19 protein-coding genes are annotated in these 22,970 nt (G+C 69.5%); 14 read left to right on the plus strand and 5 right to left on the minus strand.

What is annotated here, in order from left to right; genetic code table 11:
• The first annotated feature begins 8 nt into the window (after positions 1-8).
• Positions 9-476, plus strand: a complete 468-nt coding sequence (locus VJ693_RS11410) for a DUF4149 domain-containing protein (protein ID WP_324154195.1) — start codon at positions 9-11, stop codon at positions 474-476.
• On the opposite strand, the gene VJ693_RS11415 is transcribed toward VJ693_RS11410, so the two are convergent.
• Positions 451-927: a YhbY family RNA-binding protein gene (locus tag VJ693_RS11415; protein ID WP_324154197.1), complete on the minus strand. Its 477-nt coding sequence runs from the start codon at positions 925-927 to the stop codon at positions 451-453. The two genes, VJ693_RS11410 and VJ693_RS11415, sit on opposite strands and share 26 nt — an antisense overlap.
• A 20-nt stretch (positions 928-947) precedes the next feature.
• On the opposite strand from VJ693_RS11415, the gene VJ693_RS11420 reads away from it, so the two are divergent.
• The 11 genes from VJ693_RS11420 (at position 948) to phoR (ending at position 12,877) form a co-directional block, all read left to right on the plus strand.
• Positions 948-1,622 carry an RlmE family RNA methyltransferase gene (locus tag VJ693_RS11420; RefSeq protein WP_324154199.1) on the plus strand — a complete coding sequence of 225 codons (675 nt, stop codon included), beginning with the start codon at positions 948-950 and terminating at the stop codon, positions 1,620-1,622.
• Between the two features lie 179 nt (positions 1,623-1,801).
• The gene (ftsH, locus tag VJ693_RS11425; RefSeq protein ID WP_324154201.1) at positions 1,802-3,685 is read left to right on the plus strand and encodes an ATP-dependent zinc metalloprotease FtsH; all 1,884 of its coding nucleotides are present in this window, start codon (positions 1,802-1,804) and stop codon (positions 3,683-3,685) included.
• Between the two features lie 155 nt (positions 3,686-3,840).
• A complete protein-coding gene (gene folP, locus VJ693_RS11430; RefSeq protein ID WP_324154268.1) occupies positions 3,841-4,665 on the plus strand; it encodes a dihydropteroate synthase in 825 nt (274 codons plus the stop codon).
• Entirely contained in the window at positions 4,662-6,017 is a 1,356-nt protein-coding gene (gene glmM, locus VJ693_RS11435) for a phosphoglucosamine mutase (RefSeq protein ID WP_324154203.1), read from the plus strand. Before folP ends, glmM begins: the two co-directional genes overlap by 4 nt.
• 140 nt (positions 6,018-6,157) lie before the next feature.
• A complete protein-coding gene (gene pstS / locus VJ693_RS11440; protein WP_324154205.1) occupies positions 6,158-7,195 on the plus strand; it encodes a phosphate ABC transporter substrate-binding protein PstS in 1,038 nt (345 codons plus the stop codon).
• Positions 7,196-7,336: 141 nt separating this feature from the next.
• Positions 7,337-8,314, plus strand: coding sequence for a phosphate ABC transporter permease PstC (pstC, locus tag VJ693_RS11445; protein WP_324154207.1), 978 nt, complete (start codon positions 7,337-7,339; stop codon positions 8,312-8,314).
• Between the two features lie 67 nt (positions 8,315-8,381).
• Positions 8,382-9,251, plus strand: a complete 870-nt coding sequence (gene pstA, locus VJ693_RS11450) for a phosphate ABC transporter permease PstA (RefSeq protein WP_324154209.1) — start codon at positions 8,382-8,384, stop codon at positions 9,249-9,251.
• A gap of 10 nt (positions 9,252-9,261) precedes the next feature.
• Complete coding sequence (pstB, locus tag VJ693_RS11455; RefSeq protein ID WP_324154211.1) at positions 9,262-10,047, plus strand: phosphate ABC transporter ATP-binding protein PstB; 786 nt, start codon at positions 9,262-9,264, stop codon at positions 10,045-10,047.
• Between the two features lie 20 nt (positions 10,048-10,067).
• The gene (phoU, locus tag VJ693_RS11460; protein WP_324154212.1) at positions 10,068-10,784 is read left to right on the plus strand and encodes a phosphate signaling complex protein PhoU; all 717 of its coding nucleotides are present in this window, start codon (positions 10,068-10,070) and stop codon (positions 10,782-10,784) included.
• 19 nt (positions 10,785-10,803) lie between these two features.
• A complete protein-coding gene (gene phoB / locus VJ693_RS11465; protein WP_324154214.1) occupies positions 10,804-11,505 on the plus strand; it encodes a phosphate regulon transcriptional regulator PhoB in 702 nt (233 codons plus the stop codon).
• A gap of 37 nt (positions 11,506-11,542) precedes the next feature.
• A complete protein-coding gene (gene phoR, locus VJ693_RS11470; RefSeq protein WP_324154216.1) occupies positions 11,543-12,877 on the plus strand; it encodes a phosphate regulon sensor histidine kinase PhoR in 1,335 nt (444 codons plus the stop codon).
• A 15-nt stretch (positions 12,878-12,892) separates the two neighbouring features.
• Here the strand turns inward: phoR and VJ693_RS11475 are convergent, their stop codons facing one another.
• The 4 genes from VJ693_RS11475 to trxA form a co-directional block, all read right to left on the minus strand.
• Positions 12,893-14,527, minus strand: coding sequence for a hypothetical protein (locus VJ693_RS11475; RefSeq protein WP_324154218.1), 1,635 nt, complete (start codon positions 14,525-14,527; stop codon positions 12,893-12,895).
• 100 nt (positions 14,528-14,627) lie between these two features.
• Positions 14,628-14,888, minus strand: a complete 261-nt coding sequence (locus VJ693_RS11480) for a type B 50S ribosomal protein L31 (RefSeq protein WP_324154220.1) — start codon at positions 14,886-14,888, stop codon at positions 14,628-14,630.
• A gap of 113 nt (positions 14,889-15,001) precedes the next feature.
• The gene (rho, locus tag VJ693_RS11485) at positions 15,002-16,267 is read right to left on the minus strand and encodes a transcription termination factor Rho (protein ID WP_324154222.1); all 1,266 of its coding nucleotides are present in this window, start codon (positions 16,265-16,267) and stop codon (positions 15,002-15,004) included.
• Positions 16,268-16,520: 253 nt separating this feature from the next.
• The gene (gene trxA, locus VJ693_RS11490; protein WP_324154224.1) at positions 16,521-16,850 is read right to left on the minus strand and encodes a thioredoxin TrxA; all 330 of its coding nucleotides are present in this window, start codon (positions 16,848-16,850) and stop codon (positions 16,521-16,523) included.
• A gap of 130 nt (positions 16,851-16,980) precedes the next feature.
• Here trxA and VJ693_RS11495 point away from each other — a divergent pair, with 130 nt between their 5' ends.
• Both VJ693_RS11495 and VJ693_RS11500 read left to right on the plus strand, forming a co-directional pair.
• A complete protein-coding gene (locus tag VJ693_RS11495; protein WP_324154225.1) occupies positions 16,981-19,635 on the plus strand; it encodes a PD-(D/E)XK nuclease family protein in 2,655 nt (884 codons plus the stop codon).
• On the plus strand, positions 19,632-22,955 hold the full coding sequence (locus VJ693_RS11500) for a UvrD-helicase domain-containing protein (protein ID WP_324154227.1): 3,324 nt from the start codon (positions 19,632-19,634) through the stop codon (positions 22,953-22,955). Before VJ693_RS11495 ends, VJ693_RS11500 begins: the two co-directional genes overlap by 4 nt.
• Positions 22,956-22,970: the final 15 nt, after the last annotated feature.

Here is a 22,970-nt window from a genome sequence, read left to right on the forward strand (position 1 = left end):
AGCCCGACGTGGCCGACGCTGCCGAGCGCGTTCGGCGGCTGGTCCCCGGCCTGTGGGCGGGCGCGTTGCTGTGCATCGCGTTGATCGCCACGCCGGCGCCCTTTGCGACGCTGGCGACGCATGACGCGGGCCGCGTGGTCGCGCGCATCTTCGCGCAGGAGGCCTACCTGAGCCTGGCGCTGGGCGTCGGCATGCTGCTGCTCGAGCGCCGCGCTGCATCGGCAGCGGGCGGTGGATCGCGGTTGTCGACGTCGATGCTGCTGGCACTGGCTGCCATCTTCTTCACCGTCGCCGGCTATTTCGGCTTGCAGCCGATGATGGCCGACGCCCGGGCGGGGCAGGGCAGCTGGACTTTCGGCCAGCTCCACGCGGTGAGCCTGGCGCTGTTCGGCGCCAAGATCGTCGTGGTGCTGGCGCTGGCGTGGCAGGCCGCCACGCCGCGGCGCCCGCTCAATCCTGCTGGGCCTTCTTCTTGACGCTGGTCGCGCGCGCCTTGGCGCGCTTGATCTGGCCGCCGGCGGTGACCCGCTCGTTGCCGAACACCTTGACCTTCTTCACCGTCGGGCGGTGCGTGCCGCTCTTGGAGAAGCTGACGAGCTTGACGGTGCGCGGCCCGGGCTTGCGGTCGTCCTTCTCGCCGGAAGCCTTGGGCGGAAGCGGCCGCCACAGCACCAGCAGCTTGCCGATGTGCTGCACCGGCGCCGCGTTGAGCGAATCGGCCAGCTGGGCCAGCGTGGCCTCGCGGGTGGTGCGGTCGTCCGAGAACATGCGCACCTTGATCAGCCCGTGGGCCTTCAAGGCGGCGTCGGTCTCCTTCACGATGGCGGGCGTCAGGCCATCGGCGCCGATCATCACCACCGGGTCGAGGTGATGGGCTTCCCCGCGTTTTTCCTTGCGGGCGGCGGGTGTCAATTCGATTGCGGGCATCTAACTATTATCGCTTTGGCATGAAGATCAAAACCAAGAGCAAGAAGGTCAACAAGGCCTGGCTGCACGACCACCTCACCGATCCCTACGTCAAGCTGGCGCAGAAAGAGGGCTATCGCGCCCGCGCCGCCTACAAGCTCAAGGAGATCGACGAGACCTTCCACCTGATCCGTCCTGGCCAGGTGGTGGTCGATCTCGGCGCCGCTCCGGGCGCCTGGAGCCAGTACCTGCGCCGCCGCTTCGCGCCCAAGGCGGCGGGCGTGGGCGGCGCGGCCAGCGGCGAACTGGACGGCACGATCATCGCGCTCGATCTGCTCGAGTTCGAGCCGATCGACGGCGTGAGCTTCATTCAGGGCGACTTCCGCGAAGACGAGGTGATGGCCAAGCTCGAGGCGACCCTGGCGGGCCGGCCGGTCGACCTGGTCGTGTCGGACATGGCACCCAACCTGTCGGGCATCGCCTCGTCGGATTCGGCGCGGATCGCGCACCTGGTCGAACTGGCGGTCGATTTCAGCACGCGCCACCTGAAGCCCGACGGTGCCCTGGTCGCCAAGGTCTTCCACGGCAGTGGCTACAGCCAGCTGGTGGAGCTGTTCAAGCAGCACTTCAGGGTGGTCAAGCCGATCAAGCCCAAATCCTCGCGCGACAAGTCGGCCGAAACCTTTTTGGTGGGAATCGGTCTGAAAAGGCCTTGAATACCTCTGCAATGGCCGGATAACCCGGGGTTTTGGGCATCGATCGCTGCGTTGACGGGCATCAGCCCTCTGGCAGCATCGCAGGTATTGAGTCGACTAGAATCAACCCTATATGCCAGGAGTGGCAGGTGGGCTCACCTGCCTGCCTCTCGCAACATGGATCTCTCAAAGGAACCGCGGTGAACAATCAGTGGATTTCGAAGGTCGCCGTCTGGCTGGTGATCGCCTTGGTGCTGTTCACTGTCTTCAAGCAGTTCGACAAGCCGCGGGCCAATGAACAGGTCACCTACACCCAGTTCATGGACGACGCGAAGCAGGGCCGCGTCAAGCGTGTCGAGGTCCAGGGCCGTACGCTGAAAGTCACGCCGAACGACGGCCAGCCGTTCACGATCTCGTCTCCGGGCGACCTGTGGATGGTCGGTGACCTGATGAAGTACGGCGTGCAGGTCTCCGGCAAGCCCGACGAAGAGCCCTCGCTGCTGCAGACACTGCTGCTGTCCTGGGGCCCGATGCTGCTGCTGATCGGCGTCTGGATCTATTTCATGCGCCAGATGCAAGGTGGCGGCAAGGGTGGCGCGTTCAGCTTCGGCAAATCGAAGGCGCGCATGCTGGACGAGGCCAACAACAGCACGACCTTCGCCGACGTCGCTGGCTGCGACGAGGCCAAGGAAGAGGTGAAGGAACTCGTCGACTTCCTGAAGGATCCGCAGAAGTTCCAGAAGCTGGGCGGCCGCATCCCGCGCGGCGTGTTGCTGGTCGGTCCTCCGGGCACCGGCAAGACGCTGCTGGCCAAGGCCATCGCGGGTGAAGCGAAGGTGCCGTTTTTCTCGATCTCGGGCTCGGACTTCGTCGAGATGTTCGTCGGCGTCGGTGCAGCCCGCGTGCGCGACATGTTCGAGCAGGCCAAGAAGAGCGCCCCTTGCATCATCTTCGTCGACGAGATCGATGCGGTCGGTCGCCACCGCGGCGCGGGCCTCGGCGGCGGCAACGACGAGCGCGAGCAGACCCTGAACCAGATGCTGGTCGAGATGGACGGCTTCGAGACGAACCTGGGTGTCATCGTGATGGCCGCGACCAACCGCCCCGACATCCTCGATCCGGCGCTGTTGCGCCCCGGCCGCTTCGACCGCCAGGTCTACGTGACGCTGCCCGACATCCGCGGCCGCGAGCAGATCCTGAACGTGCACATGCGCAAGGTGCCGGTCGGCGGCGACGTCAAGGCCGACATCATCGCGCGCGGCACGCCGGGCTTCTCCGGCGCCGACCTGGCCAACCTCGTCAACGAGGCGGCGCTGTTCGCCGCCCGGCGCAACGCACGAGTCGTCGAGATGATCGACTTCGAGCGCGCCAAGGACAAGATCATCATGGGCACCGAGCGCAAGTCCATGGTGATGGACGAAGAGGAGCGCAGGAACACGGCCTACCACGAGTCCGGCCATGCGCTGATCGGCCGCCTGCTGCCCAAGCTCGATCCGGTGCACAAAGTGACGATCATCCCGCGCGGCGGCGCGCTGGGCGTGACGGTGTCCTTGCCCGAGAAGGACCGCTACAGCACCGACAAGATCCGCATGCTCAGCACGATCTCGATGCTGTTCGGTGGCCGGATCGCCGAAGAGGTCTTCATGGGCCAGATGACCACCGGCGCCAGCAACGACTTCGAGCGCGCGACGCAGATTGCGCGCGACATGGTCATGCGCTACGGGATGACCGATTCGCTGGGCCCGATGGTCTACGCCGAGAACGAGGGCGAGGTGTTCCTCGGCCGCTCGGTCACCAAGACGACCAACGTGTCGGAAGAGACGATGCGCAAGGTGGATGCCGAAGTGCGCCGCATCATCGACGAGCAGTACTTGATCGCCCGCAAGCTGATCGAGGACCATCAGGACAAGATGCACGCGATGGCCAAGGCGCTGCTCGAGTGGGAAACCATCGACGGCGAGCAGATCGACGACATCATGAACGACAAGCCGCCGCGGCCTCCGAAGGACTGGACGCCGTCGGCCAACCGGCCGAGCGGCACCGCCGCTTCGGTCAACGCCGACGGGGCGCCGGCAGCCGCCTGAAGGCGACGGTTTCGACGACCTGACCGATGACGGGGCCTCGAGGCCCCGTTGTGCTTGTTGTGGTGAACACTCTGACCGAATCTTCGTCCGCCTCCTCGGTGTGGTCGTGGCAGGCCGGCCGTTTCTGGCTCGACCTGGCGGCCCGGCCGCTGGTGATGGGCATCGTCAACGTCACGCCCGATTCCTTTTCCGATGGCGGCCGTCACGCCGCGGCGGCCGAGGCTGTGGCGTGCTGCGATCGGCTGGTCGCCGAGGGTGCCGGCATCCTCGACATCGGCGGCGAATCGACCCGCCCCGGCTCGCAACCGCCATCGGTCGAGGTCGAATTGGCGCGCGTGCTGCCGGTGGTGCGCCATGCGGTGACGCTGGGCGTGCCGGTGTCCGTGGATACCAGCCAGCCCGTGGTGATCGACGCGGTGCTGGCCGCTGGCGCCGACATCGTCAACGACGTGCGCGCCCTGCAGCTGCCCGGCGCGCTGGCCGCCGTCGCGGCCCATGCGAGCGCCGGTGTCTGCCTGATGCACATGCAGGGCGAACCCGCGACGATGCAACTGGCGCCGCACTATCGCGACGTGGTCGACGAGGTGCGAGCGTTTCTCGCTGGCCGGATGGCGGCCGCCCAGGCTGCCGGCGTCGGCAGCACACGAATCGTGTTGGATCCGGGCTACGGCTTCGGCAAGTCGCAGGAGCACAACTTGACGCTGTTCGCACGTCAGCACGAGTTGCTTGCGCTGGGGCGGCCGTTGCTCGTCGGCTGGTCGCGCAAGGGCATGCTGGGCAAACTCACCGGGCGCACGGTCGACGAGCGGCAGGCGGCCAGCGTTGGCGCGGCGCTGGCCGCCGTCGCGCGCGGCGCGCGGATCGTGCGGGTGCACGACGTGGCCGCCACCGTCGACGCACTGAAGGTCTGGAATGCCGCTGGCCTGGGGAGCCTCCCAACCAGCCAGGACCACAATCAAGACAGGAGGACTTCCCCATGACCCGCCGCTATTTCGGCACCGATGGCATCCGCGGCACCGTTGGCCAGGATCCGATCACGCCCGACTTCGCCCTGCGCCTGGGTCATGCCGTCGGCCGCGTCGTGCAGCAGGGGCTGCAGCGCCGCGGCAGCCAGCGCGCGCCTCAGGTGCTGATCGGCAAGGACACGCGCATTTCGGGCTACATGATGGAGTCGGCGCTCGAAGCCGGTTTCGCATCGGCCGGTGTCGACGTGCTGTTGACCGGCCCCTTGCCCACACCGGGCGTGGCCTACCTGACCCGCGCGCTGCGGCTGGACCTGGGCGTCGTGATCAGCGCGTCCCACAACGCCTATCCCGACAACGGCATCAAGTTCTTCTCGGCCCGCGGCGAAAAACTGCCTGACGCCTGGGAGCATGCCGTCGAAGCAGCACTGGAAGAGCCGGCGCAGTGGGTGGATTCGTCGCGCCTGGGCCGCGCGCGGCGGCTGGCTGACGCGCAAGGGCGCTACGTCGAATTCTGCAAGTCCACGGTCAGCGGCGAGCTGTCGCTCAAGGGCCTGAAGCTGGTGGTCGATGCCGCGAACGGCGCGGCCTACCAGGTGGCGCCGGCGGTGTTCCACGAGCTCGGCGCCCAGGTCGTCAGCATCGGCTGCTCGCCCAACGGCACCAACATCAACGCCGGCTTCGGCGCGACCGCGCCGCAGGCCTTGGTCGCCGCGGTGCGCGAGCAGGGCGCCGACTACGGCATTGCGCTCGACGGCGATGCCGATCGCCTGCAACTGGTCGACTCGGCGGGGCGCCTCTACAACGGCGACGAGCTGGTCTACCTGATGGCGATGGATCGGCGTGCGCTGGGCGAGGCGGTGCCAGGGGTCGTCGGCACGCTGATGACCAACATGGCGGTCGAGGTGGCGCTGGCAGGGCAGGGCATCGAGTTTGTGCGCGCCAAGGTCGGCGACCGCTACGTGCTGGAAGAGCTCGGCCGCCGCGGCTGGCTGCTCGGCGGCGAGGGCTCGGGCCACCTGCTCGCGCTGGACAAGCACAGCACCGGCGATGGCATCGTCAGCGCGCTGCAGGTGTTGCAGGCGGTGCAGCGCAGCGGCCGCACCCTGGCGCAGCTGCTGGCCGAGATCGAGCTGTATCCGCAGACGATGATCAACGTTCGCCTGGCAGACGGAGCGGACTGGACTCGCAACGCCGGCTTGGTGCGCGAGATCGAGACCGTCAAGGCCGAGCTCGGCCGTCTTGGCCGCGTGTTGATCCGCGCCTCGGGCACCGAGCCCGTGCTGCGCGTGATGGTCGAGGCCCGCGAGGCGCAACTGGCCCGCACGCTGGCGGAGCGCCTGGCTGCGGCCGCCCGCAGCGGGGCCTGATGGCCGTTGATGACGGTTCCGTGACCGCCACGTGACGCGCGTCACGCGTCACGGTCCTGTCACACAAGCTTTCTACAGTGCCGTCAACCGAGCCGCAGGGTGCCTGCTGGCCGGAAACGCAGACGAAAGGTTGTGTTGACATGCTGAATGCTCTGATTCGCCCGCTGTGGCTCGGTGCCGCGACCCTGGCACTGGCCACGAGTGCCTTCGCCCAAGACGTGACCGGCGCAGGTGCGACCTTCCCCGCGCCGCTGTACGCCAAGTGGGCCGACGCCTACAACAAGGCGACTGGCGTGCGGATCAACTACCAGTCGGTTGGCTCGGGCGCCGGCATCAAGCAGATCAAGTCGAAGACCGTCGACTTCGGTGCCTCCGATATGCCGCTGAAGGACGAGGAACTGGCCGCCGATGGCCTGCTGCAGTTCCCGACCGTGATCGGCGGCGTCGTGCCCGTCGTCAACATCAAGGGCGTCGCGCCGGGCCAGATCAAGCTGACCGGCCAGTTGCTCGGCGACATCTATCTGGGCAAGATCACGAAGTGGAACGATGCGGCCCTGACCGCGATGAACCCGGGCGTGCCGCTGCCGGACGCCGACATCTCGGTGGTCCGCCGCGCTGACGGCTCGGGCACCACCTTCATCTTCACCAACTACCTGAGCAAGGTGAACGCTGACTGGAAGGCGAAGGTCGGTGAAGGCACTGCCGTCAACTGGCCGACCGGCGCCGGCGGTAAGGGCAACGAGGGCGTCGCGGCCTTCCTGCAGCGGCTGCCGAACTCCATCGGCTACCTCGAGTACGCGTACGTGAAGCAGAACAAGCTGACCTACACGCTGATGAAGAACAAGGACGGCAACTTCGTGCCGCCGAGCGACACGGCATTCAAGGCGGCCGCGGCGGGTGCCGATTGGAACAAGACTTTCTACCAGGTGACGACCGAACAGCCTGGCAAGGATGCCTGGCCCATCACCAACCCGACCTACATCCTGATGCACGTCAGCCAGGCCAAGCCCGAGAGCGCGACCCAGGTGCTGAAGTTCTTCGACTGGGTCTATGCCAACGGCGACAAGATGGCCGATGACCTCGACTATGTTCCGCTGCCCGACTTGGTGAAGGCGCTGGTGCACAAGCAGTGGGCCAACATCAAGGACGCTGGCGGCAAGCCGGTGGCCCAGAAGTAAACCTCGCGCCGCTACAACGGCCGATCGCCGACATCCCGGCAGCCACGGGCCCCTCGCGGGGCCCGCGCCGCGCCGGTGCCGCCAAAGGAGCACCAGGTGACCGCTACACTGCCCGCCAGCCCCACCGTCCGAGAGCTGCCGATGGAACGATCTTCCCCGGCCGGGCGCCCGGGCGGGCGCAGCGTTCGCGCCCCCTGGGCGGACCGGCTCTTCGCGCTGGCCGCACACGGCGCGGCCTGGCTCACGCTGGCCTTGCTGGTGGGCATCCTGCTGTCGCTGGTGGCCGGTGCGGCCCCCGCCATCAGGGAGTACGGCCTGTCCTTCCTCTGGCGAAGCGAGTGGGATCCGGTGCAGGACCAGTACGGCGGCCTGGTCATGATCTACGGCACGCTGATGACCTCGTTCATCGCGCTGCTGATCGCCGTGCCGGTGAGCTTCGGCATCGCGTTGTTCCTGACCGAGCTGTCGCCGCAGTGGCTGAAGCGGCCGCTCGGTGTCGCGATCGAGCTGCTCGCCGCCGTGCCGTCGATCGTCTACGGCATGTGGGGCCTGCTGGTCTTCGGGCCGCTGCTGGCCACCTACGTGCAGCAGCCTCTGCAACACCTGTTCAAGGGCGTGCCCTACCTCGGCGCCTTGTTCTCCGGCCCGCCGGTCGGCATCGGCCTGCTGGCGGCCGGGATCATCCTGGCGATCATGATCATCCCGTTCATCGCCTCGGTGATGCGTGACGTGTTCGAGGTCACGCCGCCGATGCTCAAGGAGTCCGCCTACGGGCTGGGCTCGACCACCTGGGAGGTGGTCTGGAACGTCGTGCTGCCGTACACCAAGACCGGCGTCGTCGGCGGCGTGATGCTCGGCCTGGGCCGCGCGCTGGGCGAGACGATGGCGGTGACCTTCGTCATCGGCAACATGAACCAGCTCAACTCGCTGTCGGTGTTCGAGGCCGCCAACAGCATCACCTCGGCGCTGGCCAACGAGTTCGCCGAGGCGGGCGAAGGCCTGCACCAGGCCTCGTTGATCTACCTGGGGTTGGTCCTGTTCTTCATCACCTTCGTCGTGCTGGCGTTCTCCAAGGTCCTGCTGGCGCAGTTGAAGAAGGGCGAGGGGAGCAAGGCATGAGCACGCAGGGCCGCCCCAAGGGCGAATTCCCCCTCGGGGGGGCGGCGCGCAGCGCCAAGGGGGTTGCATGAGCAGCTTGGCTTCGCTCGACCCTGGCCGGCTGGCCATGCATCGCCGGCGCAAGCGCGTCAACGTGATCGCGCTGGCGTTGTCGCTGGCGGCGATGGCCTTCGGCGTGTTCTGGCTGATCTGGATCCTGTACGAGACCGTGCGCCTGGGCCTGGGTGGCCTGGGCTGGCAGGTCTTCACCGAGATGACGCCGCCACCCCAGGCGGAGGTCGGCGGGCTGGCCAACGCGATCTTCGGCTCGCTGGTCATGGTGTCGCTGGCCACGCTGATCGGCACGCCGGTCGGCATCATGGCCGGCATCTACCTGGCTGAATACGGCCAGCGCAGCTGGCTGGGCCGCACGACGCAGTTCATCAACGACATCCTGCTGTCGGCGCCGTCGATCGTGATCGGCCTGTTCATCTACTCGGTGGTGGTTGCACGTTTCAAGTCCTTCTCCGGCTGGGCGGGGGTGCTGGCGCTGGCGCTGATCGTGATTCCGGTCGTGATCCGCACGACCGAGAACATGCTGAGCCTGGTGCCCAACGCGCTGCGCGAGGCGGCTTATGCACTGGGCACGCCGAAGTGGAAGGTGATCCTGGCGATCACGCTGAAGGCGGCGCGTGCCGGCGTGGTGACCGGCGTGCTGCTGGCGCTGGCGCGCGTGTCGGGCGAGACGGCCCCGTTGCTGTTCACCGCGCTGTCGAACCAGTTCTGGACCTCGAACCTGTCCCAGCCGATGGCCAGCCTGCCGGTGACGATCTTCAAGTTCGCGATGAGCCCGTACGAAAACTGGCAGCAATTGGCCTGGGCAGGGGTGTTCCTCATCACGCTCGGCGTGCTGGCCCTGAACATCCTGGCCCGCGTGCTGTTCCGCAACAAACACTGAAGCCTCTGACATGGACGCCAAAGTCGACTCCCTCGTTGCCGAGAAGGCCAAGATCGCGGTGCGCGACCTGAACTTCTACTACGGCAGCTTCCATGCGCTGAAACACGTCAACCTCGACATCCCCGAGAAGAAGGTGACTGCCTTCATCGGCCCCTCGGGTTGCGGCAAGTCCACGCTGCTGCGCACCTTCAACCGCATGTTCGAGCTCTACCCCGAGCAGCGGGCCGAGGGCGAGATCCTGGTCGACGGCGAGAACGTGCTCGACAAGCGCCTCGACGTCTCGCTGATTCGCGCCAAGGTCGGCATGGTCTTCCAGAAGCCCACGCCGTTCCCGATGTCGATCTACGACAACATCGCCTTCGGCGTGCGGCTGTTCGAGAGCCTGTCGCGCGTGGAGATGGACGAGCGCGTCGAGTGGGCGCTGAAGAAGTCGGCGCTGTGGAACGAGGTCAAGGACAAGCTGGGCCAGAGCGGCTCGGGCTTGTCCGGCGGCCAGCAGCAGCGCTTGTGCATCGCGCGCGGCATCGCGATCAAGCCCGAGGTGCTGTTGCTCGATGAGCCCTGCTCGGCGCTGGACCCGATCTCCACCGGCAAGGTCGAGGAACTGATCCACGAGCTGAAGAGCGACTACACCGTGGTGATCGTCACCCACAACATGCAGCAGGCGGCGCGCGTGTCCGACTACACCGCCTACATGTACCTCGGCGACCTGATCGAATTCGGCCCGACGCGCGACCTCTTCATGAAGCCGCAGAAGAAGGACACCGAGGACTACATCACCGGCCGTTTCGGCTGAGAACGGGGAAGGACTCCACCATGGGCGAAAAGCATCTCTCCACCCAGTTCGATGCGGAACTGAGCGGCGTCTCCACCCGCGTGCTCGAAATGGGCGGCCTGGTCGAAGCGCAGGTCGCGCAGGCGATCTACGCACTGACGAACTTCAGCGCCGAGACGGCCACGCAGGTCCTGCAGATGGAGGAGAAGGTCAACCAGCTCGAGGTCGACATCGACGCCGACCTCTCCGCCATCATCGCGCGCCGCCAGCCGACCGCACGCGATCTGCGCCTGCTGATCGCGATCAGCAAGACCATCGGCAACCTCGAGCGCGTCGGCGACGAGGCCGCGCGCATCGCCCGCACCGTCCAGCGCCTGATCAACACGGGTGTGTTCAGCCGGCTGCGGCTGCCGGTGTCCGACGTGTCGTTCGAAGCCTCGCTGGCCATTGCCTCGCTGCGCAAGGCGCTCGACGCCTTCGCGCGGCTCGATACGGTGCAGGCGCTGGACGTGATCAAGCAGGACAACCAGATCGACGCCGAGTTCGATGGCCTGATGCGCAAGCTCATCACCTACATGATGGAAGACCCGCGCACGATCTCGGCCAGCATCGACCTGGTGTTCGTCGCCAAGGCCATCGAGCGCGTGGGCGACCACGCGAAGAACCTGGCCGAGCAGATCATCTACATCGTCAAGGGCACGGACGTGCGGCACAACCCGGTCGAGGCGGTCGAGACGATCGCGCTGAACCGCAATTGATCTCAGGAGTAGCGAACCCATGCCCACCGTGCTCGTGGTCGAAGACGAAGCGGCGATTGCCGAACTGGTCGCGATCAACCTGCGCCATGCCGGCTTCGACGTGACGCTGGCGGAGAACGCCGACCAGGCGACGGTCGCGGTCGATGCCGTGCTGCCCGACCTGGTGTTGCTGGACTGGATGCTGCCCGGGCAATCCGGCGTGGCGCTGGCCCGCCGCTGGCGCGCCGACCCGCGCACCCGCGAGCTGCCGATCATCATGCTGACCGCGCGGGCCGACGAGACCGACAAGGTCGCCGGCCTGGACGCGGGCGCCGATGACTACCTGACCAAACCCTTCTCGACGCAGGAACTGCTTGCACGCATCCGCGCGGTGCTGCGCCGCCGCGTGCCCGAGGCGCTGGATTCGGCGGTCGAGCTCGGCGGCCTCAAGCTCGATCCATCGACGCGGCGCGTCACGCGCGCCGGCATCGACCTGAAGCTCGGGCCCACCGAGTTCCGCCTGCTGCATTTCTTCATGACGCACCCCGAGCGGGTGCACAGCCGTGCGCAGCTGCTGGACCGCGTCTGGGGCGATCACGTCTTCATCGAGGAGCGCACGGTCGACGTGCATGTGAAGCGCCTGCGCGAGGCCCTGCTGCCGGCGCATTGCGCGACCATGATCGAGACGGTGCGCGGCGCCGGCTACCGCTTCAGCCAACAGGCGGTGGCGTCGGCGGCTTGAGCGGCGCGATGCGGCGCCGGCAACGCGAGGCGAAGTGATGCCCTGGATCTGGTTGCGCGTGTTGTTGGCACTGACCCTGGCCGTCGGCGGCGGGCTGCTGGGCCATCTGCTCGGGGGCGCCTGGGGCTATGCCTTGCAAGCGGCACTGACGGGTGCGCTGCTTGGTGTCGGCCTGCTGTTCAGCCTGGACATGCTGCGCGGGCACCGCATCCTGCGCTGGCTTGCCGAATCGCTGAACGGCCCGCCGCCCGCGTTCGCCGGCTTCTGGGGCGAGCTGGCCGCGCGCATCGAGCGGGCGCTGCGGGCGCGCGAGCGCACGGCCGATGCCGAGCGCGAACGCCTGGCGCAGTTCCTGTCGGCGATCGAGGCGTCGCCGAATGGCGTGCTGCTGCTCGATGCCAGCGAGCAGATCGAATGGTGCAACCAGCCGGCGGCCGAACACCTGGGGCTGGACCGGCAGCGCGATCTGCGCCAGCGGGTCACCAACCTCGTGCGCGCCCCGGCCTTCGTGGCGATGCTGCAGGCGCGGGCCTTCGACCAGCCGGTGCAGATTCCGCAGCCGGGCGGGCGCGGCCTGCTGTCGATCATCGTGCGGCCCTACGGTGACGGCCAGCGGCTGGTACTGACGCAGGACATCACCGAGCGCGAGCGGGCCGACGCGATGCGGCGTGACTTCGTGGCCAACGTATCGCACGAGATCCGCACGCCGCTGACGGTAGTTGCCGGCTTCGTCGAGACCTTGACCAACCTGCCGCTGTCGGAAGTGGAGCGAAAGCGCGTCCTGGCCTTGATGGCCCAGCAAACGCAGCGCATGCAGTCGCTGGTCGGTGATCTGCTGACGCTGGCGCGGCTGGAGGGCAGCCCGCGGCCGCCGGCCGACACCTGGGTGCCGCTCGCGCGGCTGAGCTCCGCGGTCGAACTCGATGCGCGAAGCCTGTCCGCCGGGCGCCATCGACTCGCTTTCGACTGGGGTGATGGGGTGGAGCTGGCCGGCAGCGAGCCCGAGTTGCTGAGCGCGGTGACCAACCTGGTCAGCAATGCAGTGCGCTACACGCCGGAGTCGGGCCAGATCGAGGTGGTGTGGCGCCGCCGCGCCGAGGGGGCCGGCGAGATCGTCGTACGTGACACCGGGCCCGGCATCGCCGCCGAGCATCTGACACGGCTGACCGAGCGCTTCTACCGCGTCGATGGCAGCCGCTCGCGCGACACCGGTGGCACCGGGCTGGGGCTGGCCATCGTCAAGCACGTCGTGCAGCGGCATGGCGGCGAGCTGCTGATCGAGAGCACGCCGGGCGTCGGCTCCTGCTTCACGCTCGTGCTGCCGGCGTCGCGCGTGCGTGCGCCGGCCACGCGCCTGGCGCTGCAGCCCTGATGGGCAATTGAGCCCTCAGGGCGCGCGGCGGTAGACGAGCAACTGCTCGCTGCGTTCGCCCGGACGTCGCAGGCGGGCCTCGAAGGCCCAGCCGGCCGGCGGCGGCGGTGGCGCGGCGTTGCCGCGCCAGGCCAGCAGCAGGTGTTGGCAATCGGTCGGCGCCGCTGCGGCGGGCTCGATCTGCGTGCGCACGCGATGCTCGCCGAAGACCTCCAGCGAGGCCACCTGTGCGCGTGTCATGCCCGGGGCGAGCACGCAGGCCCCGCGGGGCACGTGGCGGTTCGCCAGCGCCATCAGCGCCCGCGGGCTGCGCGCATAGTCCAGCGCCGGCAGCAACAGGGTCATCGTCAGCAGCCAGGCCAGCGCCACGCCACTGGCCGGCAGCACCAGGCTTTTCCACAAGGGGTGACGGTGGCGCGAGGTGCGCCAGCGCACGAGCCACATCCAGGCCACCGTGCCCAGCGCGGCCGCCACCAGCTCGATCAGCGAGAAGCGCGGCTCGAAGCCGGGCGCCAGGCGCTGGATGTTGGCCATTGGCTTGGCCGGCACGCCGGTCTGCATCGACAGGTAGATGACCCAGACGGCGAGCGCCGCCAGGCTGAAGAAGAAGACCGAGAACCAGTCTATCGCGGAGCCGGCGCTGCGCTTGAGCGTGGGCAGCGCGAAGGCGGCCATCACCGCCATGCCGGGCACTGCCAGCATCAGCGCGCGGTCGGAGCCGCCCATCGCGATGCAGCTTGCGACACCGACGGCGACGCCGGCCAGCGGCACGGCGATGTGCCGGCGCAGCCATTGGCGGCGCCAGCGCCAGAGCGTCCACAAGGCCAAGGGCCAGACCGGCCACGGAAACCACAGCAGCAGCCGCGCCGTGCCGAGCGCGTTGGGTGGCGCCAGGCGCGATTGCCACGCGCCGAGCGCGAAGGCGGCGCCGACCGCCAGCGCCAGCGACGCCAGCAGCCACGGCCAGAGCGCGCGGACCTCGGCGTAGCTGGAGCGAAGCGTGATGATCAGCGCCAGCACGCCCATCGCGACCGCCATGCTCGGGGCGCCGCTGGTCGCCAGCGCCGGCAATGCCAGCAGCAGGCCGGCGCGCACGGGCAGCGACCGGTACGGCGCCGCCGCGAGCGACCACATCAGCAGCGCCACCTCGCTCAGCTGCATCAGCTCGGGCGTGGTCTCGTGGCCGAGCTGCAGCAGGCCCAGCGTGGCGATGATCGCGAGCAAGGCGCCATCGGCGAGCGCGCGGGCATAGTCGACCGGATCGGCCTCGCCGCCGAAGGCGAAGGGCACCGGTTGCGCGGCTTCGGTGCGCGCGAGGTGGAAGGTGGCGTACCAGACCAGCGCCAGCGTCAGCGCCAGCAGCGCCGCAAATGGCAGGCGGGCGGCCAGGGCGGGGTCGAGCAGAGGGCCGAGCAGCTTGATGAAGACGGCGCCGAGCGCGTGCGGCAGCAGCGCGGTCTCGGCTGGCAGGTCGCCCAGCGTCGGCGCCCACCAGGGCGTGCGGCCCTCGGCCATCGCGAGCATCGTGCCGAATGCCGTCAGGTCGGCATTGCGCCAGGGGTCGCGGCCGAACAGGCCGGGCAGCAGGTAGGCGGCGCAGAACAGCAGCAGCGCCGCGCGCGGCAGGCGCTGGGCCGCGCGCTGTGTCACGAGGGCGGGGGTCGGCTGCGGCGAATTCACGGGTGACGGCACCGGAAAAAGAAAAAAGGCAGCCGCAGCTGCCTTTCCATCGTGGGCGTGGGCCGCAAGATTACTTCTTGATGCCGACGCGCGCGAACTTGTTGCGGAACTTCTCGACGCGGCCGCCCAGCGTATCGATGCTCTTTTGCTGGCCGGTGTAGAAGGGGTGCGACTCGCTGGTGGATTCCAGCTTGAACAGCGGCAGTTCGCGGCCGTCGTCCATCTTCACGGTTTCCTTGGTCTGCGCGCACGAGCGCGTGACGAACTTGAAGCCGTTGGACAAATCCACGAAGCAAACGTCGCGGTAGTTGGGGTGGATGCCTTCTTTCATGGCGCAAACCTCTCGCTCTCGCTGTGATCATCGGCAGCCACGCACGCACCATGCACGCGCACTTACCAAGCGTTAATCTTCCGTAAGCGGAAAACCCACAAGTATACCGTGACTCAACCGCCCCGACGCATCATGTCGAAGAAGTCGAGGTTGGTCTTGCTCGCCTTCATCTTGTCGAGCATGAACTCCATCGCTTCGATCTCGTCCATCGGGTAGATGAGCTTGCGCAGGATCCAGGTCTTCTGGAGGATCTCGGGCTTGAGCAGCAGCTCTTCGCGCCGGGTGCCCGACTTGTTGATCAGGATCGAGGGGTACACGCGCTTCTCGGCCATGCGACGATCCAGGTGGATTTCGCAGTTGCCGGTACCCTTGAACTCTTCGTAGATCACCTCGTCCATGCGCGAGCCGGTGTCGATCAGCGCAGTGCCGATAATGGTCAGCGAGCCGCCTTCCTCGACGTTGCGCGCGGCGCCGAAGAAGCGCTTCGGGCGCTGCAGTGCGTTGGCATCGACACCACCGGTCAGCACCTTGCCGGAGCTGGGCAGCACGTTGTTGTAGGCGCGGGCCAGGCGGGTGATCGAGTCGAGCAGGATCACCACGTCCTTCTTGAGCTCGACCAGGCGCTTGGCGCGCTCGATCACCATCTCGGCCACCTGCACGTGGCGGGCGGCCGGCTCGTCGAAGGTCGAGCTGATGACTTCGCCGCGCACGGTGCGCAGCATCTCGGTCACTTCCTCGGGGCGCTCGTCGACCAGCAGCACGATCAGGTGCACATCGGGGTGGTTGGCGACGATGGCATGCGCCAGGTGCTGCATCATCACCGTCTTGCCGGTCTTGGGCTGCGCGACGAGCAGCGCGCGCTGGCCTTTGCCGATCGGGGCGACCAGGTCGATGATGCGGCCGGTGATGTTCTCTTCGCCCTTGAAGTTCTCACGCTCGAGCTTGAACGCCTCTTTCGGGAAGAGCGGCGTCAGGTTCTCGAACATGATCTTGTGCTTGTTCTCCTCGGGCGTCAGGCCGTTCACGCGGTCGACTTTGACCAGCGCGAAATAGCGCTCGCCATCCTTCGGCACACGCACCTCGCCCTCGATCAGGTCGCCGGTGTGCAGGTTGAAGCGGCGGATCTGGCTGGGCGAGAGATAGATGTCGTCGGTCGACGCCATGTAGCTCGTATCGATCGAGCGCAGGAAGCCGAAGCCGTCCGGCAGCACTTCCAACACGCCATCGCCGAAGACCTGCTCGCCGGCCTTGGCGCGCTTCTTCATGATCGCGAACATCAGCTCCTGCTTGCGCAGGCGCGAGACATTGTCGATCTCCAGTTCCTCGCCCATCTGGATGAGGGCGGAGACGTGAAGCGCCTTGAGTTCTGACAGATGCATCGGAGGACACCCTTGGGGCAAGCGGCCGCGTGCGCATTCGACTGCGCCGGGCCTGTTGGGTTGAGCTCACTCGCCGGGTATCACCGGCGCATCGAGCGCTAACCGCGATTCGTGATGTGAGGGTTCGGGAAGCTGAGGCCTGAATCCGACGCGCCAGCCGGTGGGTGACCGGGGGCGCCGTGGCCTGAAACCTGATTCGCTAGGCATCGGGGCGAGGCCGGTGAGGCCGCCGCACCCGGTGCGTCAGACGCGATTATAGATGGCCGTCGAGGAAAGCCGTCAATTGGGCCTTGGACAGGGCGCCGACCTTGGTGGCGGCGAGCTGGCCGCCCTTGAACAGCATCAGCGTCGGGATGCCGCGAATACCGAATTTCGCCGGCACATCGCGGTTGTCGTCGACATTCATCTTCGCGATCTGCAGGCGCTCGCCGTATTCCTTGGCGGTCTCGTCCAGGATGGGCGCGATCATCTTGCACGGGCCGCACCATTCGGCCCAGTAGTCGACCAGCACGGGCTTGTCGGACTTCAGGACATCGGCCTCGAACGAGGCGTCGGAAATGTGCTTGATCAATTCGCTGCTCATGAAGAATCCTTGGGGGATGGCCAGGGCGAGCCGGGCACAATGATTCTGACATAAAGGCTGTAGCCACGCCGCCACGAAACCCGCCGCAGCCCTGCGGGCAGCGGGGGCGCCTGCGGCCTGCTCAGAACACGTGACTTCCCCTGCCGCCGATTTCATCGTTCTGCCACCCGGCCGCACCGACCGTGCCTGGTGGCTGGCGTGCGCGCGGCAGGTGCAGGCCTGGGCGAGCGAGCAAGGCGCGGGCCTGCGTGACGCGGTCTGGTTGCTGCCGTACTCGGCGCTGCTGCCGGTGGCGCGCCAGGCCCTGGCCGCGGCCGGCGGCTGGCAGCCGCGGGTCGAGACGCTGGCGACGCTGTGCGCCCAGCTCGGCCCACGTGCCGCCTCGATCGGGCCGGGGCCGGATGCCGTGTTGAACCGCCTGCGGGCGGCGCAGTGGCTGCGCGACGAGCCGGCCGGCGCGGCCTGGGCGCGCGACGACCCGCGGGCGTTCCGACAAGGTGTCGAGGCCCTGGTGCGCTGCGCCCAATCGCTGCTGGCCGCGGCGGCCAGCCGGCCGCCGCATGAACGTGCCGGTTGGTGGGCCGAGGCGCGCGCGCTGCTGGCCGGCGGCCAGGGGCCGGGTGGTGTCGAGCGGCAGCTGGCGCGCATCGCACTCGAATGGGCGGCCAGCGCCGATGCCTTCGATGCAGACACGTTGCGCCGGCTGCGCCCCTCGGCGTGGATCTTGCTGCGCGCCGGCGGCGTCGAGCCCTTGGCCGAGTCACTGCTGATCGAAGCGGCCGCCGAGGGCACGGCTTGCCTCGTGCTCGACGCCGATCCACCGCCCCACGACCTGTTCAGCCTCTCGCGGCAGGGGCAGCCGCCGGCCGAGGGCTCGTGCGTCGATGCCGAGGCCGAGGCCCAGGCCGCCTGCGCGCAGGTGCTGGCCGAGCTCGAGGCCGGCGAGGCGGTGCAGGTCGCCTTGATCGCGCAGGACCGCGAGGCCATGCGCCGCGTGCGTGCGCTGCTCGAGCGTTTCGGTGTGCCGGTGATCGACGACACCGGCTGGCGCCTGGCCACGACACGGGCCGCGGCGCGGCTGATGGCGCTGCTGCGGGCGGCACAGGGCCTGCGGCCCGGACGCTCGGATTCGACTGCCGCCGACCAGCGGCTGGACTGGCTGAAGGACGACCCGCTCGGCCTGGCGCGCCCCGAGGCGCTCGCCGCGCTCGAGGCATCGTGGCGAGGCCGGCGGCTGCCCGACGACGCGAAGGCGTTGGCCGACACGCTGTGGGCCGACGCTCAGGCACGGCTGGCCCCGCTGCTGGCCGAGCGCCGCCGCCCGCTTGCCGATTGGCTCGATCGCCTGGGTGTGCTGTGCCTGACCGACCCGCTTGAAGCCGCCCGCTGGCGCGACGACGCGGCCGGACGCGCCGTGCTGGACGCGCTGCGGCTGGAACCGCAGGCCCAGGCCCACGGCGCCTGGCAGGCGCTTGCGCGACGGGCCACGATGACGCTCGACGAGCTGGTCGCCTGGGTCGACGAGGTGCTCGCCGATGCGAGCTTCGTGCCGCCGCACGACGCCGCGGCGCGCGTCGTCATCACGCCCTTGGCGCGCGCGATGCTGCGGCCCTTCGACGCAGTGGTCTTTCCGGGCACCGACGAGCGGCGCCTCGGTGCGGCCGAGCCGCAACCCGAGCTCATCGGGCCGGCGCTGGCCGAGGCGCTGGGGCTGGATGGCCCGGCGGCGCAGCGGCAGCGCGAAGCGCTGGCCTTCGCGCAGTTGCTGCGCCTGCCGCGCGTCACGCTGTTGCGCCGGCAGGCCGAGGGCAGCGAGCCGCTGGGCGCCAGCCCCTTGCTCGAGCGCCTGCGGCTGGCCTGGCTCGCCGGGCCCGAGGGCGCGCGCGAGCTGCCGCGCGTCCGGCCGCAGTTGCCCACGGGCGTGCGCGCGGCGCAGGCGGTCACGCCGCCGCAGGCCGTCGCCAGTGCACGCTGGCCGTCCCAGCTCAGCGCCAGCGCGGTCGAGGCGCTGCGGGCCTGCCCCTACCGCTTCTTCAGCCGCGTGATCCTCGGCCTGGGCGAGGCGGACGAGCTCGACCGCGAGCTCGCCAAGCGCGACTACGGCAATTGGCTGCACGCGGTGTTGTGGCGTTTCCATCACGAGCGCATCCCGACCACCGACCTCGGGATCGACCGGCGGCGGCTGCACGATGCGGCTCAACAGGAGCAGGCGGCATCGGCGCATGCGGATGCCGATCTGCTGCCCTTTCTCGCCAGCTTCGAAGCCCTGGTCGAGCCCTACTTGCGCTGGCTGCATGCGCGCGAGGCCGAGGGCTGGTTCTGGTCGCAGGGGGAGCAGGAGCGCCGCATCGAGCCCGAGGCGCTGGGCGGCATCGCGCTGCAGGGCCGGCTCGACCGGCTCGACCGCCAGGCCGAGGGCCGGCTGCAGTTGCTGGACTACAAGACCGGCAGCGTGGCGGGGCTGAAGGCGCAGCTCGCCGACCGCAGCGAAGACACCCAGCTCGCGTTCTACGCGGCCCTCGTCGCCGGTGATGCGGCGCCCGAGGCGATCAGCGCGGCCTACCTGGCGATGGACGACCGGGCCTCGCCGGTCGAGTTGCCGCACGCGCGGGTCGGCGAGACGGCCGCGTTGCTGGTCCAGGGCCTGGGCGACGAACTGCAGCGCCTGCGCGCCGGCGAGCCGATGCTGGCGCTGGGGCGGGGCGAGATCTGCGAGCACTGCGAGGCGCGCGGCCTGTGCCGGCGGGACCACTGGGCGGCCAGGCCGGAAGGGGGCACGCCATGAGCGCACAGGCGGCCTACCGCATCGACGGCACGCAGGCCGATCGCGTCGCGTTCTACGCCACCGCCTGCGACCCGCGCCAGAGCGTGGTCGTCGAGGCCTGTGCCGGTGCCGGCAAGACCTGGATGCTGGTGTCGCGCATCCTGCGTGCGCTGCTCGAGGGCGCGGAGCCGCAGCAGATCCTCGCGATCACCTTCACCCGCAAGGCGGCGGGCGAGATGCGCGAGCGGCTGGCGGGCTGGCTGGCCGAGTTCTCGGAGGCGCGCTCGACCTCGGCGCAACGCGTGCAGGCGCTGCGCCAGCGCGGGTTGTCCGCCGCCGATGCCGAGCGCCTGGCGCCGGCGCTGGGCCGTCTGCACGAGCGCGTGCTGGCCAGCGGACGCATGGTGCAGGTCCGCACCTTCCACGCCTGGTTCGCGCAGCTGCTGCGCATGGCGCCGCTCGAGGTCCTGACCGGGCTGGGTCTGTCGTCGGGCATGGCCTTGATCGAGGATCCGCAGGAGCTGGGCCCCGAGCTGATGCGCCGCTTCCAGCGCCGCGTGGCCGCCGATGCCGGCCTTCGCGCCGACTACCACGCGCTCGTCGCGCGCCAGGGGCGCAGCACGCTGTCGCGCTGGCTCCAATCGGCCTGGCTGCGGCGCAGCGAGATCGAGCGGGCCGACGCGGCCGGTGTGCTCGAAAACGCGGTGCCGCCAGCCTCGCTGCAGTTCGCCGCCTGTGCCGGTCTCGCTCACCCGCTCGAGCAATGGTCGGCCGCGCCGCTGCGGGACATGGTCGCCACGCTGGCGCACGCGCTGGCGGCCGTGGACAAGGTCCATCACCACAAATCGGCGCGCTGGCTGCAGCAGGCCTTGGCCGCCACCGACCCGGTGCAAGCCTTCGCGCTCGCCTGGAAGGCCGTGCACACCGACGAGGGCTCGTTGCGCAAGCTGGCCGGCGTGCCGCCCGAGTTCGCTGCGCTGAGCGACTGCCTGGTGGCCATGGACGAGCAGGTGATGCAGCACGAGGCGCACGAGGACCACCGCCGCATGGTGCCGCTGGTGCGCGTGCTGCTGGCCGAATACGCGGCGCTCAAGCGAGAGCGGGCGCTGGTCGACATGGCGGACCTGGAGAACGTCGCGCTGCAGTTGTTGAGCGAAGGCGACTGGGCCGGCTGGATCCAGGAGCGGCTGGACGCGCGGCTGCGGCACCTGCTGATCGACGAGTTCCAGGACACCAGCCCGTTGCAGTGGCATGCGCTGCGCCCCTGGCTCGAGGGCTACGCCGGCGCCGGCGGCGGCGCGAGCGGGCGCGAGCCGCTGTCGGTCTTCATCGTCGGCGACCCCAAGCAGAGCATCTACCGCTTCCGCCGCGCCGAACCGCGCGTGTTCGCCGCGGCGGGTGATTTCGTCGCGCTGGCGCTCGGCGGCCGGCGCCTGGCCTGCGACCACACACGGCGCAATGCGCCGGCTGTGCTGACCGCGATGAACGAGGTCTTCGCGGCGGCCCAGCAAGCGGGCGCCTATGCCGGCTTCCGGCCGCACACCACGGAGGTCGACGCATCGCCGGGCGATGGCCTGGCCGGCGTCTTCGCGCTGCCGCGCGAGCCCAAGCCGCCGCAGCGCGCGCGGGCCGACCGTGATGCACCACTCGAATGGCGCGACAGCCTGACCGTGCCGCGCATCGAGGAGCAGGAGCGCCGCAGCGCGGCCGAGGCGCGGCAGGTGGCCGCGGCGATCGCCGAGCTGCTGTCGGCCGGTGCGCTGCGCCCGGGCGACATCCAGGTGCTGGCGCGCCGGCGCAGCGTGCTCGGCCACCTGTCCGACGCGCTGCGAACGCTGCACATCCCGCACGTGCGCCCCGAAGACCTGCAGCTGGCCGACGAGCCGGAGGCGCGCGACCTGATCGCGCTGCTCGACACGCTGGCGTCGCCGGGCCACGACCTCTCGCTGGCCCAGGCGCTGAAGAGCCCGGTCTTCGGCGCGAGCGATGCCGATCTGCTGTGGCTGGCCACCCGTTCGCGTGGCCCGGCCCGCGGTGGATGGTGGGCCGCGCTGCAGTCGGCCGGCATCGACGCGCCGCCCGCACTGGCCCGCGCGGCGCCGCTGCTGGCCCGCTGGGCCGAGGCGGCGCGCGCGCTGCCGCCGCACGACCTGCTCGACCGCGTGCTGCACGAGGGCGACATCGCCGCCCGGCTGGTGCAGGCCGCGCCGCCCGAGCGGCGCGACCACGCCCGCGCGGTGATCGACAGCCTGCTCGCCCAGACGCTGGCGCTCGATGGGGGGCGCTACACCAGCCCCTACCGTTTCGTGCGTGCGCTCAAGAGCGGCTGGCTGACCGGCAGCGTCGCGCCGGCCGAAGATGCGGTGCGCCTGCTCACCGTGCACGGCGCCAAGGGGCTGGAATCCGAGGTCGTGTTCCTGATGGACACCGACCCGGAGGCGCGCAACGCGGAAACCGGCAGCCTGCTGGTCGACTGGCCGGTCGCGCAGGACCACCCGGCCGCGGTGGCCTTCGTCGGCCGCTGGGCGCGCCTGGCGCCGTCGCTGCGGCCGCTGCGTGATGCCGAGGCGGCTGAGTCCGCGCGCGAGGAGTTGAACGGCCTGTACGTCGCGATCACCCGGGCGCGGCAGCGGCTGGTGCTGTCCTGCATCGAACCGCGTCGCAAGGCATCGGACCCGGCCTGGTGGGACCGGCTGCTCCCGCACGCCCAGCCTTGGGTGCCCGCAGTGCCGCCGTCGAATTCGGCCGCCGCTGCTGCCACGGACACCGTCGAGGTCATCGCCTGGCCGGCGCCGTTGCTCTCGCGTCCGCCGGTGCCGCGCGCGGCACCGGCCGGCGTGCTGGCTTCGGCGGGCAGCCGGGCGACGCTGATCGGCGAAGCCTTTCACCGGTTGATGCAGTGGAGCACCGGGCCGAGCGCGCCGCCGGCGGACCGGGAAACCGACTGGCTGGACGCCGCCGCCCCGGCCGCCGCGGCCGAGTTCGGCCTTGCGCCCGACGAGCTGGCGCTGGCCCGCCGCGCCGCCGAGGCCGTGCTCGCCAGCGCGGCCTGCGCGCCGCTGCTGCGCGGCCCGCAGATCGACTGGGCCGGCGATGAGGTGCCGATCGCCGACGGGGGCGAGCCGCTGCGCATCGACCGGCTGGTGGCGTTGCGCTCCCCCGCGCAGGCCGAACGCACCTGGTGGGTGCTCGACTACAAGCTCGAGCCCCGGCCGCAGGACGACGCCGAGAACCGGGCCCAACTGGCCCGCTACCGCCAGGCCGTGGCGGCCCTGCAGCCTGGCGAGCGGGTGCATGCCGCCTTCGTGACCGGCCGTGGCGACCTGATCGAGCTGGGCTGAGCTTGCCGGCCCGCT

It is taken from the genome of Ideonella sp. (assembly GCF_035254525.1).
Classification (GTDB): Bacteria; Pseudomonadota; Gammaproteobacteria; order Burkholderiales; family Burkholderiaceae_C; genus Ideonella.

What these genes read in the sequence shown, in the direction of transcription:
- VJ693_RS11415 (WP_324154197.1), bottom strand. Translation starts at nt 927, where the DNA reads ATGCCCGCAATCGAATTGACACCCGCCGCCCGCAAGGAAAAACGCGGG.
- VJ693_RS11420 (WP_324154199.1), top strand. Translation starts at nt 948, where the DNA reads ATGAAGATCAAAACCAAGAGCAAGAAGGTCAACAAGGCCTGGCTGCAC.
- folP (WP_324154268.1), top strand. Translation starts at nt 3,841, where the DNA reads ATGGGCATCGTCAACGTCACGCCCGATTCCTTTTCCGATGGCGGCCGT.
- glmM (WP_324154203.1), top strand. Translation starts at nt 4,662, where the DNA reads ATGACCCGCCGCTATTTCGGCACCGATGGCATCCGCGGCACCGTTGGC.
- pstS (WP_324154205.1), top strand. Translation starts at nt 6,158, where the DNA reads ATGCTGAATGCTCTGATTCGCCCGCTGTGGCTCGGTGCCGCGACCCTG.
- pstC (WP_324154207.1), top strand. Translation starts at nt 7,337, where the DNA reads ATGGAACGATCTTCCCCGGCCGGGCGCCCGGGCGGGCGCAGCGTTCGC.
- pstA (WP_324154209.1), top strand. Translation starts at nt 8,382, where the DNA reads ATGAGCAGCTTGGCTTCGCTCGACCCTGGCCGGCTGGCCATGCATCGC.
- pstB (WP_324154211.1), top strand. Translation starts at nt 9,262, where the DNA reads ATGGACGCCAAAGTCGACTCCCTCGTTGCCGAGAAGGCCAAGATCGCG.
- phoU (WP_324154212.1), top strand. Translation starts at nt 10,068, where the DNA reads ATGGGCGAAAAGCATCTCTCCACCCAGTTCGATGCGGAACTGAGCGGC.
- phoB (WP_324154214.1), top strand. Translation starts at nt 10,804, where the DNA reads ATGCCCACCGTGCTCGTGGTCGAAGACGAAGCGGCGATTGCCGAACTG.
- phoR (WP_324154216.1), top strand. Translation starts at nt 11,543, where the DNA reads ATGCCCTGGATCTGGTTGCGCGTGTTGTTGGCACTGACCCTGGCCGTC.
- VJ693_RS11480 (WP_324154220.1), bottom strand. Translation starts at nt 14,888, where the DNA reads ATGAAAGAAGGCATCCACCCCAACTACCGCGACGTTTGCTTCGTGGAT.
- rho (WP_324154222.1), bottom strand. Translation starts at nt 16,267, where the DNA reads ATGCATCTGTCAGAACTCAAGGCGCTTCACGTCTCCGCCCTCATCCAG.
- trxA (WP_324154224.1), bottom strand. Translation starts at nt 16,850, where the DNA reads ATGAGCAGCGAATTGATCAAGCACATTTCCGACGCCTCGTTCGAGGCC.
- VJ693_RS11500 (WP_324154227.1), top strand. Translation starts at nt 19,632, where the DNA reads ATGAGCGCACAGGCGGCCTACCGCATCGACGGCACGCAGGCCGATCGC.